Origin of the sequence: Fulvimarina thalattae (genome assembly GCF_040239565.1) — a bacterium.
In the GTDB taxonomy this organism is placed as follows: domain Bacteria; phylum Pseudomonadota; class Alphaproteobacteria; order Rhizobiales; family Rhizobiaceae; genus Fulvimarina.
On the sequence record NZ_JBEHWS010000001.1, the window covers coordinates 150,422 to 165,465 of the forward strand.

The window sequence follows — 15,044 nt, forward strand, 5'->3', positions numbered from 1 at the left end:
GAAGCGGTTCTTTGTCGCAACAGCCTCTCTTCGGAAAGAGGCGGCATTCGCTTCAAACCGGTGCGAAGGAGATAATCTCATGAGCTCGTCGATAGTATCGCCTCGGTTGTTGCGCTTGCGCTCGGGATTGAAAAATACAGCTGCAATCGGACTTTGCGCGTTCGCGCTTTCGATAGCGCCCGCCGCCTACGCCCAGGACAATGGCGGAGGCGGAAACGCCGAACAACCGTCGGCCAATTCCGACAGCAATTCCCAGAATAGCGGGACCAGCGCCCAGAACTCTAAGCAGGATGAACAATCCCAAGGCAGCGGCTCCGATTCCGAGAGTTCGCAAAGTCAGGGCGAAGGCGGGGATGACCCCGACGCCGGCTCGCAGAACGCGGCGTCCGAGGGATCGGATGCCAGCGGCAGCTCCGGCGAAGACGATCAGGCTGCAAGTTCTGAGAGTGGCGGCGAGGACAGTGGCAGTTCGGAGAGCGCCGCGTCCGAAAACTCCGACAATGGTGGCGCTTCGGGCGAAGGCGCTCAATCCGCGAATTCGCAAGGAGAAGGAAGCGCCGGAGATGCTTCAGAGGGGCAGGAGAACGACCTCGCCGAACTGAGCAAGGACCCGAACCAGTGGGTCATGCCCGGCAAGAATTACGGCGGCACGCGCTACAGCGAACTCGACCAGATCAACACCGACAATATCGGAGATCTGCAGCTCGCATGGACCTTCTCGAACGGCGTGAACCGGGGGCAGGAATCGATCCCGCTCGTGGTCGATGGCATGATGTACATCGTGAGCCCATGGCCGAACAATCTCTTCGCCCTCGACGCGACCACCGGCGAACTGAAATGGACGTTCCAGCCGCCGACTGCGCGTGCCGCCCAGGGCGTTGCCTGCTGCGACGTCGTCAATCGCGGCGCGACCTATGCCGACGGCAAGATCATCTACAACACGCTCGACAACCACACCGTGGCGGTCGATGCGAAGACGGGCGAACTCGTCTGGAAGTCCAAGCTCGGAGAGATCTCCAACGGCCAGACCATGACGATGGCGCCGCTTGTCGTGAAGGATAAGGTGCTCGTCGGCAATTCCGGCGGTGAGATGGGCGTGCGCGGCTGGATGACCGCGCTCGACGTGTCCAGCGGCGAAGTCGCCTGGCAGGCCATGCACACCGGCAGCGACGACGAGGTGCTGATCGGCGACGATTTCAAGGCGCCCTATGCCTGGATGGAGGGCGAGGACCTCGGCATCAAGTCCTGGCCGAAGGATCGCTGGCAGACCGGGGGCGGCACGGCCTGGGGCTGGATAACCTATGATCCCGAGCTCGATCTCATCTATTACGGGACCGGCAATCCAGGTCCGTGGAACTCCAACCAGCGCGAGGGCGACAATCTCTGGGCCGCGACCATCTTCGCGCGCGATCCGGATACGGGGCAGGCGAAATGGGCCTATCAGACCTCGCCGCATGATCTCTGGGACCATGACAGCATCAACGAGGTGATGCTGCTCGATCTGGAGATCGAAGGTGAGACGCGGCAAGTGGCTGTCAGGCCCGGCCGTAACGGTTTCATGTATGTGCTCGACCGGGCGACGGGTAAGGTGATTTCGGCCGATCCGTTCTCCAAGGTCACAGTCTATGAAGGCGTCGACATGGAGACCGGCAAGCTGATTCCGGTGGCCGACAAGGACCCGGCGCTCGGCAAGACGATCACCGATATCTGCCCGGCACCCCCCGGCGCGAAGGACTGGCAGCCGACCGCCTATTCGCCGAAAACCAAGCTTCTCTACGTGCCGCATCAAACGCTCTGCGCCTCGATGACCACCTCCGAGGTGAGCTATATTTCCGGCACGCCCTATCTCGGTGCGACGGTCGACATGTATGCAGGGACGGAAGAGGGTACGCGCGGCCAGTTCATGGCCTGGGATCTCGTCAAGCGCGTGCCGGCCTGGCAGATCACCGAAGAGTTCCCGGTCTATTCGGGGACTGTCGTCACGGCGGGAGACGTCGCCTTCTACGGAACCATGGACCGCTGGTTCAAGGCGGTCGATGCCACGAACGGCGAGCCTCTCTGGCAGTTCCGGGCACCCTCCGGAATCATCGGCCAGCCCTCCACATTCATGGGCTCCGATGGCCGGCAATATGTAGCCATCATGTCCGGTGTGGGCGGCTGGGCCGGGGCGATCGGCACCGCTGAACTCGATGGCCGTGTCCGCAATGGCGCGCTGGGCTTCTCCGGTGCCAGTCAGGACCTGCCGGCCTATACCCGTGGCGGCTCGACGCTCATGGTCTTCGCGCTGCCGGAAGGAAGCGGGAAGAGAGAGAGCTCATCTGGTGAGGGCGGTGAGTCCGGACAGGCAAGCCAGTCTTCCGACGGCGGCTCTTCGAACGGATCGGGCTCTGGTGAGGGCCAGGAGCCGCAGGCCGATGGAGGTTCGAATTCGGGCGATGCGTCCGGCGAGGAGGCCGCCGATGGCGCGGCTGCGCAATAAACCAGTCCTCGGTTTGGCACTGGCGGGGATCATCCTCGCCGCATCACCGGCGATCGGGCAAAGTCAGTCCGGCCATGCCCGGTCGGACGGCGTCGCGGTGGCGGCCAAGACCGCGACCGAGACCGCAGAAATCTCTCCATACGATGCCGAAGGCTCGTCCCTTCGTGTCTGCGCCGATCCGAACAACCTGCCCTTTTCCAACGCGGAAGAAGAGGGTTTCGAGAACAAACTCGCCGACCTCGTCGCGGACGAACTCGGGACTAAGGTTGAGTACACCTGGTGGGCCGAACGGCGCGGGTTTCTGCGTAATACGCTGAATGCCGGCGCGTGCGACGTGGTGATGGGCACGCCGCCGCTCGACTTCCTGACGCCGACCCAAGCTTATTACAATTCGACCTATGTGTTCGTCAGCCGGATCAAAGACGAACTCGACGTCGCGACCCTTACCGATCCCGTGTTGCGCGAACTCTCCATCGGCGTCCATCTGATCGGTGATGACGGCGCCAATACGCCCGCCGTTCATGTGCTGGGGCAGCAGGGTATCGTCGACAACGTCGTCGGATATTCGATCTACGGCAATTACGAAGAGGACTCGCCGCCATCTCGCCTCGTGAAGGATGTCGCGGCGGGTAAGATCGACGTCGCCATCGTCTGGGGCCCTCTCGCCGGCTTCTACGCGCAGAAATCCGAGACGGCGTTGAAACTGACGCCCCTCGAAGAGACCGAAAAGCTGCTGCCGCTCGTCTTCCAGTTTCCGATCGGCATGGGTGTGCGCAAGGACGATCATGACCTGAAGGATCGCCTGAACGCCGTCATCGCGGAAAAGCGCGAGGCGATCGACCAACTGCTCGATGAATACGGAATCCCGCGGGTCTAGGCGCGGAAAAACGAACGCCGCGTCGGATCGAGGCGGCATCACCAAGGAGGCACCCATGATGCCAGTATCGGACATGCCAGCATTCTCGACGCAATTGAGATCGCTCCGCCTGGCCGGAGTTGCTGCCCTTGCCATGGTCGCCTGCACGCCGGCGCTGGCGCAATCGGATGGGGAGGAGCAGCCGCAGGCCCAGAGCGAAGAAGACGGTGATATCGGCAATGCGACGATCGGCGAAAACAGCAATGCCAACGGCCCGGCCCCGAACGCGGACGAAGAGCAGGCGAAGGCTGACAACGCCAATTCGCCCGATGCCGAAAGCCTGATGAAGGTCGACGTCAACACGATCTATCCCGGCGCGGCGCCTGGCGAAACGGAACTGAGCCTGCCGGCCATGGACGAAGCGGCCGCGACAAGCGGCATGGATTATTTCAACACGATGAACTGCATCGGCTGCCACGCGCCAAACGGCGCTGGCGGTATGGGCCCCGCGCTTTCCAACAATGTCTTCATTTATGGGGGAGAGCCTGCGGAAATCTTCCTGACTATCAAGCAGGGGCGTCCAAACGGGATGCCGGCCTATGGCACGATGCTGCCGGACGCCGCGATCTGGCAGCTCGTCGCCTATGTGAAAAGCATCAGCAAGGATCCGAACGCCGAAAACTGGGGAACGACGGTCTCGCTCGACGCCATGACGATCGAGCAGGTGCCAGCGGAATATCAGGACACCGCCGATCCGTGGTCGAACACGAAGGAGTTCAGCTATGGCCAGGACCCTTACGCGAATTCCGAGCCGCCGGTGAAGGAAGCGAACGCGCAATCGGGCGGTCAGGGCGAAGAGGATGCCGGCGGTCAGAATGGCGAAAGCCAGAACGCTTCATCCGGACAGACTTCTTCCGGTGATGGATCGGGTGAGGAAGCACAGATTGATCAGGGCGGATCGAACGGCAGCGAGCAGCAGGAGCAAGAGCAGGATAGCAGCAGCCAGTGACGTACCGGACAGACGGAAGCAGACGGCGCAGGGAGGGCAGCGAGTACTTTGGCCTCTCCGTTGCTGATCGGGTAATCGGACAGGATCAAGACACCCCTTTCGGCTCTGCATGGCGAGACGTCAGCGAGTCTGCTGTCCGTTGCCTCGCGCCATTGTTTGCCGTGGTGCTTTCCATGTGCCCACCGGCGAATGCTGCGGCTGACGCGACGAAGACGACCGGCGAGGATGTCGACTGGACGGTCGAAGAAGAGGCGACCGGGACGACCTACACGCTCAAAGGCGACAACAGCCGCCTGTCTGTCGAATGCGTTTCGAAACGGTTCGGCGGAGGCGCAGTCATCAGCATGGTCGTCGATGGCCGCGATCCTATCCCTCGATCGCGGAGCAATGTCATCATCGGCGAGCGCATCTTCGATGTGCGACACGATTTCGTCGGTGCCGGCGTCACCGACTGTCCGGAATGCTCAGCCGATTTCGAAGCGCTGTGGTCGGCTTTGCGCGAGCCGGAGACCGATGAGATCACACTCAAATCCGGCGAAGACCGCCGATATCTCTCCTCGCGCGGCGGCGAAACCGCGCTGGGCGAGTGCATTACGGACTTCAAGCGGGACAATCCATGAGGGGATGTCAGTGTGATGAGTTGGGGGCGAAAACTCGCAATCTCCGTCTCGAGGATGCTTGGAAGCGTTGCAACGCGATGCGAGGCGGAAGACCTGGCCGCGAACCGACGGAGACGCTTCCAGTTTTGTTCTCAAGGCTCTAGCCTCTGAGCAGAGCCATGCAATGTGCGGTGCGCGGGAGGAGGTGCATCCATGAATGTCGTGACTATCGGTTCGTTCCTGGCGTTCACCGCATTTGTCGCCATCGCATCCTATTTCTGGGTCCGGGGCACTGATGAGGGGACCTCCGACGGATATTTTCTCGGAGGCCGCTCCCTCACCGGCGTTGTCATCGCCGGTTCGCTGCTTCTGACGAATCTCTCCACTGAACAGATCGTCGGGCTCAACGGGCAGGCTTTCCAGGCGGGTGTCGCCGTTATGGCCTGGGAGACGACCTCCGCAATCGCACTTGTCTTCACGGCTTTCTATCTGCTGCCGCGATACCTCAAGGGCGGGATTTCGACGATCTCGGAATTCATCGGCGAAAGGTTCGATCATCTGACGCGAACGCTCGTCGCGGCCCTGTTCCTGATCGGCTACATCGTCTTCTTCCTGCCGACGGTGCTTTATTCGGGCGCGCTCGCGCTGGGGAATATCTTCGACGTCTCGGGCATTTTCGGCGTCGGCGATACGGTCGCCCTCTGGATCACGGTCTGGGCTCTCGGCCTGGTCGGTTCCGTCTACGCGGTCGCCGGCGGCCTCAAGGCCGTCGCCGTCTCCGATACCATCAACGCGGTCGGCCTCTTCACCGGCGGCCTGCTAATACCGATCTTCGGTCTCGCCTATATCGGCGATGGTAGCATCCTTTCGGGATGGTCCACCTTATGGGAGGCTCATCCCGAAAAATTCGATGCACGGGGCGGAGAAGACAGTCTCCTGCCGTTTTCGGTGCTCTTCACAGGCCTGATCTTCAATCAGCTCTTCTACTGGGGCACCAATCAGGCCATCGTCCAGCGGGCCTTTGCGGCCAAAAACCTGCGAGAGGGGCAGAAAGGTCTCTTGCTTGCCGGCCTTTTCAAGGTGCTGGTGCCTTTCATCGTGGTGCTGCCGGGCATCATCGCCTTTCATATCTTCCAGGGTGAATTGCAGAACCCGGACGATGCCTATCCTGCCCTCGTCGCCGAAGTCCTGCCCACGTGGTTGCTCGGTTTCTTTGCAGCGGTGCTGTTCGGCGCGATCCTCTCTTCGTTCAACTCGGTTCTGAACAGCTCGGTGACGCTCTTCGGCATCGATATCTACCGTCAACAGTTCCGGCCCGAGGCGAGCGATGCCGAGGTCGTGCGCGCGGGCAAGATCTGCGGGATCGTGCTGGCAATTCTCGCCATGACGATCGCGCCCTTCATCGCCAATGCTCCGGAAGGGCTCTACAGCCTGCTCCAGGAGCTGAACGGCGCCTATTCGATCCCCATCCTTTCGGTCGTTCTCATCGGTTACATGACCAAATGGGTTCCGGCGATCGGGGCCAATATCGCGCTCGTCTTCGGGCTTGTCTTCTACTGCGTCAGCCAGTTCATCGTCGCCCCGTATTTCGGCGATGCCTATCCGCACTTCCTGCACATCCAGGCGATCAACTTCGCAATCTGCGTGGCGATCATGCTGGTGGCCTCGAAGCTGCGGCCGAGGAGCGACGCGTTCAAGCTCGCCTCGTCCGGCGCAGTGGAGATGGACAGCTGGAAGATGGCTCCCATCGCCGGCGTGCTCGTCACCACGCTGGTGATCGGGACCTACTTCATCTTTACGGGATAACCGGAGAAAAGATGGATTTGCGCACGCCCAATCTCTCCTGCTGGTTAAACCGACACAGGTGAGTCGAGCTCTTTGGCGGAAATGATGGCGGGCGAAGCCGAAGCCTTGTCAGGCCATGCTTTCTGTATCGGGTGGCAGCCGAACATTCAGGGACAAGCTGTTATTGGCGAGAGGAGGGAAATCGCTGGAGCGCGAATCTCGGATCCTGTTCAAATCCGCGCCAGCGATCGCAATTTGAAAAGCGGTCCTCAAACCTGTCGCGGAGCACCTCGATCAAAACGGAAAACCGCATGGGGTGATCATCTGCACGACCACCAGCCTCTTCGTCATCTTTGCAGTCCGTTGATATCGCGCTTTTTCGAATATTTGCCGGCGAGATGAAATCTGCTATAAATGTGGATACTGATCATCAAGTTTAGCGCCGCGCGAAACGTCGGTGGTCGATCATATTGAAGGGGTCGCGCCGTTTATGACTGTTAACGCCATCCGCCTCGACGTCCCGCCACAGGTAGCGCTTGAGGGCGATAGCGTGGTGGTGCCCTTTTCGCGAAGGGGGTGCCCGACGACGGCCTTTCGTCGCTCGGAGCTTTCGGAGGCGGATTTCGACCGGCTCAACCGGCTTCGCTGGCTTGCCCTGAAAAGCCGGCTCCAGCCTCGCCCGGATATCGAACGGGCCTGCTATCTTCTCGCCGCCGACCGGGTGCGCGCGATCGAACCGGTCGCGAATGCGTTTTTCCGCGGTCTTGCGAGCCATGGCTCGACATCTATCGAGCTCTATCGTCCGGGTACTCGGCATCCGTCCAGCGATGAAATCTGGATGTTGCGCCTGCTTGCGGCCTTCGCGGAAGGCCGGGAAAAGGAAGCGGCAGCCCTCGTGACTTGGCGCGTGCGGAGAGAGGGTCGCCGCTGGATGCGCTTTCTGGCGGCATCCCTGTCCGAACTCGTGATGGGGAAAGACGCGGCTCAAGCGTCTTGAGCCAAGCGAAAGGTTGCGAATGATACATATATCGCCGAATGAACCGTTGAAATCTCCGGGCGCTTGTATTACCTCGGATTCAGCTATTTAGAATCATTCCAAACTAGAAGGAGATGGCATCATGGGCCTCGTCGCAGCCAAGATGGAACCCAACGCCAAGGAAGAGATCGTAGAGGGGCTGACCCAGGCGCTTGCCGAAACCACGGTCACGACCATGAAGGCGCAGAACTTCCACTGGAACGTCACCGGCATGGCCTTCGGCCCGCTGCATGAGCTGTTCCAGAAGATCTACGAGGATCATTTCGAGGGGCAGGACTTCCTCGCCGAGCGCATCAAGGCGTTCGACGCCCATGCCGAGGGCCGTTACTCGGTCTTCCTCGATCGCTCCGCGATCGAAGAGCATGACGGCAAGACCGATGCCAAGACCATGATCGAGGTCCTGATGAAGGACCAGGAGACGCTCTCCTCGACGCTGTCTGCGCTGGCCGAAGTTGCAGAGCAGCACGGCGACTGGGCCACCAACGACATGGCGACCAACCGCATCGAGGTTCATGACAAGTTCGCCTGGATGCTGCGCGCCCACCTGAAGACGAGCGCCTGAGCCGCTTCAGGCCCGTTCGCTAGCTGGCGATCGCCATCACAGACCATGAAGAAGCTGCCGACGCTTTAAGGAGCGTCGGCGGCTTCTTGCTGTGTGACCGTGCGTCGCCAAGACTGCCGGAGATGCTCCGTCCACCTTGGACGATGCCTATTCTTCGATCTCGATAGGGCAGGGAACGCCCTCGCGCTCGCATTTGTGGCGATAGGTATAGGCCCAGAAGGCCGGATTGCGGCCGATCTCTTCGAGACTCGCGATCAGGTTCTCGATGAAGGCCTTCTTCTGCTCCGCGCTGCCGGATTCGGGAAACATCTGCTTTTCGATTTTGGTCATCGAGCAGCCGATACAGCGGCCTTTGCGCTTGTACTTGCACACGTCGATGCAGGGGCTCGGCGCCTGGGCCCAGAGTTCGGCTTCCTCCGGTGTGAGATCGGATGGACGGGTGTTCACGGTCATGGGGCTCACGGGGCACTTGATTTCGCTCACGCCGAAGATCGATAGACGAGCCGTCGATTGCAAGCGGCCGGTGATGCGAAAGCGCGATGCGCGCGTGACGTCCGGTGCTCAGGCACGCCGTGTTGGCGGAACGCGCCTGAGAAGGCGCTCGACCGGCGGCCACCGGCCTCTCTTGCAAGACAAAGCCAATGGCGGCCCCACGATAACGAGACTTCTCACCATGGCGGCCGCCGCGGTCTTTGCGATCTACGATACGCGGTTGCTTGCGCGCGTAGATTCATTGCCGGGGGTGATCGATCTTATCCCAAGACCTCAGCGACGGCCTCTTTAGTGCGGGCAACCACCGTATCGGCTTCTTCCGCCGTCAGGCAGAAGGGCGGGGCAAAGCCGAGGATATCGCCCTGGGGCATGGCGCGGCCGATGACGCCCTTTTCGGCAAGGGCGGCGGCGATGCGCGGTCCGACCTTTTCCTCGGCCTCGAAGAACACCCGGTCGTCGCGGTCTTTCACGAATTCGACCGCCGCCAGCAGGCCTTCGCCGCGCACTTCGCCGACATGGGCATGATCGCCGAGCGCATCCTTCAGGCCGTTTCTGAAGCGTGTGCCGACGCTCTTCACGTTCTCGATGAGGTCGAGATTGTCGATCAGTTCGAGATTGGCGACGCCGGCGGCCGCGCAGATTGGATGGGCCGAATAGGTCCAGCCATGGCCGATCGAGCCGAGCTGGTCCGAGCCCGAGACGAGGACGTTCCACATATCCTCGCCGACGATGGTGCCCGAAAGCGGCGCGTAGGCCGAGGTCAGCCCCTTGGCGATGGTGATGAGGTCCGGCTTCATGCCGTAATGCTCTGAGCCGAACATCGAGCCGAGGCGGCCGAAGCCGGTGACGACCTCGTCGGCGATCAGCAGCACGTCGTATTTGTCGAGAACCGCCTGGATCTTCTGCCAATATGTCGCCGGCGGAGGCACGATGCCGCCGGTGCCGAGAACGGGCTCGCCGATGAAGGCGGCGACGGTTTCGGGCCCTTCGGCGAGGATCATCTCCTCCAGCTTCTCGGCGCACCAGGTGGCGAATTCCTCCTCGCTCTGGTCGCGGTTCGGCCGGCGATAATAATAGGGCGCCTCGGTGTGAAGGATCGGAGCACGCGGCAGGTCGAAGGCGTTGTGGAACAGGTGGAGGCCGGTGAGCGAGCCGGTCATGACGCCCGAGCCGTGATAGCCGCGCCAGCGCGAGATGATCTTCTTCTTCTCAGGCCGTCCGAGAACGTTGTTGTAGTACCAGACGAGCTTGATGTTGGTCTCGTTGGCATCCGAGCCGGAAAGGCCGAAATAGACCCGGCTCATATGGTCCGGCGCCCGATCGACGATCATCTTGGCGAGGCGGATCGAGACTTCCGTGCCGTGGCCGACATAGGCGTGGTAATAGGCGAGCTCATGGGCCTGCTTGGCGATCGCGTCGGCGATCTCGGTGCGGCCATAGCCGGCGTTCACGCAATAGAGCCCGGCGAATGCGTCGAGGCTTTCCTTGCCGTCCCGGTCGACGATCGTCGCATCCTTCGCGGTCTTGATGATCCGCGTCGGCGACTCGCCGCGCGCATGGGTGCCCATATGCGTGGAGGGATGGAAGAAGTGGTCGCGGTCGAATGCGCCGAGTTCGTTGTTGCGGTCGAGCATGTCCGGCTGCCTTCTTTTATGAAATAGATGGGAGGTTTCGCGCGCCCTCGTTGTGGCGCAAGGTTGGTGTCAGCCTATCAAAGTCGCGGTGGGAAGCTCCTGCCAAACTGGCGAGGAGCAGGCGAACAAACGTCTGCTGATCGGGAGGCGAGGCGAGAAATCGTTGGAAAGCCGTGGGGCCCAATCCAACACGCTAGCGCGCGGACTCGATCATGCTGATCGGAATACCGGTCTTCTTCTTCTGTCCGATCGTCGGATAGGAGAAATAGCGCTTCACCCCGGCATTGGATGCTAGAAGCCTTTCGACGACCTCCTGATAGGTCGTCAGATCGCGGGTCACGAACTTGCACAGATAGTCGAATCCCCCCGACACGCACCAGCATTCGGTGACTTCCGGCGTCTGCTCGATCTCGGCCTCGAAGGCCGTGAAGTCCTCGGTGCGATGGCTCTCGATCTCGATCAGGACGAAGAGCACCGTCATCGGCCCATAGGCGCTTTCGGCGATGCGCGCGCCATAGCCTTCGATGATCCCGGACTCTTCCAGCCGGTTGAGGCGCTCCCAACAGGGCGTCGGCGAGAGGTTCACGCGCTCGGCAAGCGCCGCCTTCGAGATGCGGCCCTCCTCTTCGAGGATGGACAGCATCTTGATGTCGCGATCATCCAGTTTGATGCCGCCCCGTGCCATGAGCCCCCCAATGCGTATTCCCGAGACCTCCGACATAGAGCCATCGCCGCGGGCGCGTAAAGCGTTGTTTCGGGGGATGTGCTTCCAGCGCGCGATCCTAATAATGGTCAGCGCACCACGAGGCAGGGGATCGAGGCCAGAGACGTCACCTTGTAGGAGACCGAGCCGAGGAGATAGCCGCCGATATCGCCGGTGCCCCGGGCGCCGAGCACGATGAGATCGGCTTTGTGGTCCTCTGCGAATTCGACGATAGCGCGCGAGGGCTGGCCGCGCTTTGCATAGGCGCGGGCATCGCCGAGCCCCTCGCGGATCGCTTCGTCGCGGGCATCGCCCGCAATGTCGCTGGCATAGACTTTCAGCGCATCGTCGGGCCGTTCGAGCAGCTTCGGCTTGACCATCGAGAGGGACGCCTCGAGCGGCGAGTGGTGGCGGTAGACGCAGAGCGTCAGGAGCTGCGCGCCAAAAGTCTTCGCCATCTCGATCGCGGTCTTGAGCGCCCGTTTCGACTGGTCCGAACCATCGACTGGCACGAGGATCGTTCCGTACATTCTATCCCTCAGACAGGTTCAATCGGCGTGATCGATTGCATCAGCGGAACGCCAGATCGCGCAGGAAGAGGGCGATCGGCGGGTAGACGATCAACAGGACGCTGACGAGAAGCAAGATGACGATGAAGGGCGGCGTGCCGCGGATGACCTCCATGTAAGGTCGCCTGAAGATCGCGATCGCCGTGAAGATGTCGCATCCGAAGGGCGGCGTCGCCGAGCCGATCGCGACCTGCAGTGTGATGATCGTGCCGACGAGAACCGGATCGAGGCCCAGCCCGTCGATGAGTGGCGCGAAGATCGGCGTCAGGACGAGAATGACGACGATCGGATCGACGAACATGCAGCCGATGAAGAACGCGATCGAGATCGCGATCAGCACCGTGTAAGGGCCGGCTTCGGCAAGGCCTAGCGCGCCGAGGATCGCCTGCGGGATCTGCTGGAAGGAGATCACCCAGGAGAAGGCCGCACCGGCCGCAACGAGGATGAAGACGACGGCGGTGATGAGGCCGGTGGATTTGGCGATATCGAGGATGTCGCCGAGCTTCAGGGACCGGAAGATGACAAGTTCGAGCAGAAGCGCATAGCCGACGCAGACCGAAGCCGCCTCGGTGGGCGAGAAGATGCCGCCATAGATGCCGCCCACGACGATGACAGGGAAGCCGAGAGGCCAGACCGCGGCGCCCGCGGCCTTCATCCGCTCGTTCCATGATGACTTCGGCTCGGTCGGGATGTCGTTGATCCGCGCGTAGATGTAGGCGTAGGCCGAAAACAGGATGAGGATCAGGATGCCCGGGCCGACGCCTGCGATGAAGAGCTCGGAGATCGAAGTGCCCGAGACGACCCCGTAGATGATCATGGCGATCGAGGGCGGGATGAGCATGGCGATGTCGGACGAATTGATGATCAGCGCCAGGGTGAACGGGTCGGAATAACCCGATTTCAGCATACGCGGGCGAAGCGGGCCGCCGATGGCGACGACTGTCGCCTGGGTCGAGCCCGAGACCGCGCCGAACAGCGTGCAACTTGCCGCCGTCGCGACCCCGAGGCCGCCGCGCACATGGCCGACGAAGCGCATGACGAGATCGATCAGGCGGTCGGCGGACTGGCCCTTGGTGATGATATCGGCCGCGAGGATGAACATCGGCACCGCGATCAGCGCAGCCGGCCGGATTCCGGCCAGCATCTGCTGGATCATGATGTCCGCCGGGATCGGCAGATAGATCAGGAAGCCCACCAGCGTCGCCGCGATCAGTGGGATCATCATCGGAAAGCCGAGGAGAAGGAGAACGATCATCGTGACGATCATTGCGGTCGCCATGTCAGTGTACTCCTCGCGTTACGCTTGTCGGGATAGTTGGCGAGGGCGCGCCGGGCGCTGAGAGAACGCCGCCGCTCAAAGCGCCGTCTCCGTATCGTCGTAGGAGTCGATGACCGAGACCGAGAGGTAGACGTCGCGACGGGTGAGATTGGCGACGACGGTCAGAACATACTGGATGCCGGTGATGACGAAGCCGATCGGCAACCAGACAAGGGTCAGGAAGATCGGGATGCGCGTTACCGGCGCGATGCGGCCCGTGTCGTAGACGCTGAGAACGTAAAGCAGCGAGTACCAGGCGAGCAGGAACATGATTGCTGCCGTCACGAGGGCGATAATAATCATCAGGCCCTTGCGCGCCTTGTCCGGCAGCTCGTCGTAGAGGGCGGACATGCGGATATGCCGGCCGTGCCGGGCGGCAAAGCCGATGCCGGCGAAGGTGACGAGGATGACGAGGAACTGCGTCGCTTCTTCCGCGAAATAAAGGCTCTGGCCGAAGGCGAAGCGCCCGATGACGTTCGCCACCGAAATGACCGCCATGGCCAATATGCCGATGGTGAGGATCGCGGCCTCGAAGAAGGCGAGCCCGCGATCGATCAGGCCGAGCGGCTTGAGGACGCCGGTGAAGCCCGGTGTCGTCTCGCCCGCGTTTGCGCCGGCGGCAGCGCTCGTCTCGGTCGATGCATGGGGCGGTTCGCCCGGGTCGGGCTTGTTCTTCGAGCTATCGGCGTTGGGCATGGGCGATCCCGGCTTGGAACGTCTCATCCGCGGCGCCGGGCGATCCGGCACCGTCTCTCATCGAAGGTGAGCCTCCGGCGGCCGGCTGTTCACCGGCCGCCGAAGCTGCTCAGCTTTTCAATCAGTTGGCGCTCGTCGAGGCTTCGGTGGCCTCTTCCGAAGCTGCTTCGTCGGACGATCCGCCGCCGACGCGCTCCTCGGACGCCTTGATGTCCTCCTCGAAGCCGTCGAGGATCGCCTGACCGCTTTCGCCGGTCATCTCGGCATAGCTCTGGCGCACCTTCTCGGCAGCCTGGCGGAAGGGCTCGCGCTGCTCGTCGGTGAGGCGCGTGACCGTCATCGAGGGCTTGGCCTCCATGATCTTGTCGAGCGACTCTTCTTCGAGACCCTTCTGGTACTCGATGATGTAGTCATAGGCCTGGTCGGCGGCTTCCTGAACCAGCGCCTTGTCCTCTTCCGAGAGGCCCTCGTAGAAGCTCTGGTTCGCCGCGACGGCGGTCGTGAAGGTGTTGTGACCCGTGAAGGTGATGTGGTCCGTCACCTCGTACATCTTCGTCGATTCGACGAAGAACATCGGGTTTTCCTGGCCCTGGATCATGTTCAGCTGCAACGCACCGAAGACCTCGCCCCAGGGCAGCGGTGTCGCGGTGGCGCCGAACTGGTTGTAGGTCTCGACGAGGAGCGGCGTCGTCATCACGCGGAACTTCACGCCGTTGAGGTCGGCCGGCGCCTCCACCTTTTCCTTGGTGGTCATCACCACCTCACCCTCCGGGAACATGTCGATGAGATGCAGCGACTGTTCCTCATAGAGCGCGGCGAGGTCCTCGTTGATCGTCGGCGAGGTCTCGTAGAAGTCAGCGAGGACTTCCGGGTCCTCCGGCAGCGTATAGGGCAGGAGGAAGACCTGCAGTTCGGGGATCAGGCTGCCGGTGAAGCCTGGCGAGAGATCGACGAACTGGATCGCGCCCATCTGGGCAAGTTCCGTGGTGTCGGCGGATTCGCCGAGCGTGCCGAAGGGAAAGATCGAGACCGTGTGGTCGGAATTGGCCTCGACATATTCCTTGAACTTGGTCGCATAGACGCCCTGGACCTCGTCGATGGCCTCTTCGATCGCGTACTTCCATTCGGCGGCGGATGCCGAGCCCGCCGAGAGCGCGAGGGTCGCGGTCGTCGCGAGAGCGGTGGCGAGTGCGCTGCGACGGGTCAGACGGAAAAAGTCGGTCATAGGCTGATCTCCTCGATCAATTGAGTTTGGGAATGGCCGGAGCACAGACGGCGGATTGGGGCCGAGGCGACGGTTCGAACG

General features: G+C 61.9%; 14 protein-coding genes. 7 read left to right on the forward strand and 7 right to left on the reverse strand.

All coding sequences use genetic code 11. The features are described from left to right. The first annotated feature begins 79 nt into the window (after positions 1–79). The 7 genes from ABRA89_RS00720 to ABRA89_RS00750 all read left to right on the forward strand — a co-directional run bounded on the left by ABRA89_RS00720 (position 80) and on the right by ABRA89_RS00750 (position 8,326). Positions 80–2,479: a PQQ-dependent dehydrogenase, methanol/ethanol family gene (locus ABRA89_RS00720; protein WP_349939532.1), complete on the forward strand. Its 2,400-nt coding sequence runs from the start codon at positions 80–82 to the stop codon at positions 2,477–2,479. Then, on the forward strand, positions 2,460–3,356 hold the full coding sequence (locus tag ABRA89_RS00725; RefSeq protein ID WP_349939533.1) for a substrate-binding domain-containing protein: 897 nt from the start codon (positions 2,460–2,462) through the stop codon (positions 3,354–3,356). Before ABRA89_RS00720 ends, ABRA89_RS00725 begins: the two co-directional genes overlap by 20 nt. A 55-nt stretch (positions 3,357–3,411) precedes the next feature. Further along, positions 3,412–4,344, forward strand: a complete 933-nt coding sequence (locus ABRA89_RS00730) for a c-type cytochrome (protein WP_349939534.1) — start codon at positions 3,412–3,414, stop codon at positions 4,342–4,344. Between the two features lie 173 nt (positions 4,345–4,517). After that, complete coding sequence (locus ABRA89_RS00735) at positions 4,518–4,964, forward strand: hypothetical protein (protein ID WP_349939535.1); 447 nt, start codon at positions 4,518–4,520, stop codon at positions 4,962–4,964. A 192-nt stretch (positions 4,965–5,156) separates the two neighbouring features. Next, entirely contained in the window at positions 5,157–6,749 is a 1,593-nt protein-coding gene (locus ABRA89_RS00740; RefSeq protein WP_349939536.1) for a solute:sodium symporter family transporter, read from the forward strand. A gap of 469 nt (positions 6,750–7,218) precedes the next feature. After that, positions 7,219–7,725, forward strand: a complete 507-nt coding sequence (locus ABRA89_RS00745; RefSeq protein ID WP_349939537.1) for a hypothetical protein — start codon at positions 7,219–7,221, stop codon at positions 7,723–7,725. Between the two features lie 121 nt (positions 7,726–7,846). Then, positions 7,847–8,326, forward strand: a complete 480-nt coding sequence (locus tag ABRA89_RS00750) for a Dps family protein (RefSeq protein ID WP_349939538.1) — start codon at positions 7,847–7,849, stop codon at positions 8,324–8,326. A gap of 147 nt (positions 8,327–8,473) precedes the next feature. Here the strand turns inward: ABRA89_RS00750 and ABRA89_RS00755 are convergent, their stop codons facing one another. The 7 genes from ABRA89_RS00755 to dctP all read right to left on the reverse strand — a co-directional run bounded on the left by ABRA89_RS00755 (position 8,474) and on the right by dctP (position 14,963). Then, positions 8,474–8,809: a DUF1289 domain-containing protein gene (locus tag ABRA89_RS00755; RefSeq protein WP_349939539.1), complete on the reverse strand. Its 336-nt coding sequence runs from the start codon at positions 8,807–8,809 to the stop codon at positions 8,474–8,476. A 269-nt stretch (positions 8,810–9,078) separates the two neighbouring features. After that, positions 9,079–10,452, reverse strand: a complete 1,374-nt coding sequence (locus tag ABRA89_RS00760; RefSeq protein ID WP_349939540.1) for an aspartate aminotransferase family protein — start codon at positions 10,450–10,452, stop codon at positions 9,079–9,081. A 193-nt stretch (positions 10,453–10,645) separates the two neighbouring features. Continuing rightward, positions 10,646–11,173, reverse strand: coding sequence for an Lrp/AsnC family transcriptional regulator (locus ABRA89_RS00765; protein WP_349939541.1), 528 nt, complete (start codon positions 11,171–11,173; stop codon positions 10,646–10,648). A 71-nt stretch (positions 11,174–11,244) separates the two neighbouring features. After that, entirely contained in the window at positions 11,245–11,685 is a 441-nt protein-coding gene (locus ABRA89_RS00770; protein ID WP_349939542.1) for a universal stress protein, read from the reverse strand. Positions 11,686–11,725: 40 nt separating this feature from the next. After that, positions 11,726–13,003, reverse strand: coding sequence for a TRAP transporter large permease (locus ABRA89_RS00775; RefSeq protein WP_349939543.1), 1,278 nt, complete (start codon positions 13,001–13,003; stop codon positions 11,726–11,728). 75 nt (positions 13,004–13,078) lie between these two features. Then, positions 13,079–13,738 (reverse strand): TRAP transporter small permease, encoded by a 660-nt coding sequence (locus tag ABRA89_RS00780; protein WP_349939544.1) that lies wholly within the window; start codon positions 13,736–13,738, stop codon positions 13,079–13,081. A gap of 121 nt (positions 13,739–13,859) precedes the next feature. After that, positions 13,860–14,963, reverse strand: coding sequence for a TRAP transporter substrate-binding protein DctP (gene dctP, locus ABRA89_RS00785; RefSeq protein ID WP_349939545.1), 1,104 nt, complete (start codon positions 14,961–14,963; stop codon positions 13,860–13,862). Between the last annotated feature and the right edge of the window lie 81 nt (positions 14,964–15,044).

Coding starts and splice junctions, on each gene's coding strand:
- ABRA89_RS00740 (WP_349939536.1), top strand. CDS start 5,157: ATGAATGTCGTGACTATCGGTTCGTTCCTGGCGTTCACCGCATTTGTC.
- ABRA89_RS00775 (WP_349939543.1), bottom strand. CDS start 13,003: ATGGCGACCGCAATGATCGTCACGATGATCGTTCTCCTTCTCCTCGGC.
- ABRA89_RS00770 (WP_349939542.1), bottom strand. CDS start 11,685: ATGTACGGAACGATCCTCGTGCCAGTCGATGGTTCGGACCAGTCGAAA.
- ABRA89_RS00780 (WP_349939544.1), bottom strand. CDS start 13,738: ATGCCCAACGCCGATAGCTCGAAGAACAAGCCCGACCCGGGCGAACCG.
- ABRA89_RS00730 (WP_349939534.1), top strand. CDS start 3,412: ATGATGCCAGTATCGGACATGCCAGCATTCTCGACGCAATTGAGATCG.
- ABRA89_RS00745 (WP_349939537.1), top strand. CDS start 7,219: ATGACTGTTAACGCCATCCGCCTCGACGTCCCGCCACAGGTAGCGCTT.
- ABRA89_RS00750 (WP_349939538.1), top strand. CDS start 7,847: ATGGGCCTCGTCGCAGCCAAGATGGAACCCAACGCCAAGGAAGAGATC.
- ABRA89_RS00720 (WP_349939532.1), top strand. CDS start 80: ATGAGCTCGTCGATAGTATCGCCTCGGTTGTTGCGCTTGCGCTCGGGA.
- ABRA89_RS00735 (WP_349939535.1), top strand. CDS start 4,518: ATGTGCCCACCGGCGAATGCTGCGGCTGACGCGACGAAGACGACCGGC.
- dctP (WP_349939545.1), bottom strand. CDS start 14,963: ATGACCGACTTTTTCCGTCTGACCCGTCGCAGCGCACTCGCCACCGCT.
- ABRA89_RS00765 (WP_349939541.1), bottom strand. CDS start 11,173: ATGTCGGAGGTCTCGGGAATACGCATTGGGGGGCTCATGGCACGGGGC.
- ABRA89_RS00760 (WP_349939540.1), bottom strand. CDS start 10,452: ATGCTCGACCGCAACAACGAACTCGGCGCATTCGACCGCGACCACTTC.
- ABRA89_RS00725 (WP_349939533.1), top strand. CDS start 2,460: ATGGCGCGGCTGCGCAATAAACCAGTCCTCGGTTTGGCACTGGCGGGG.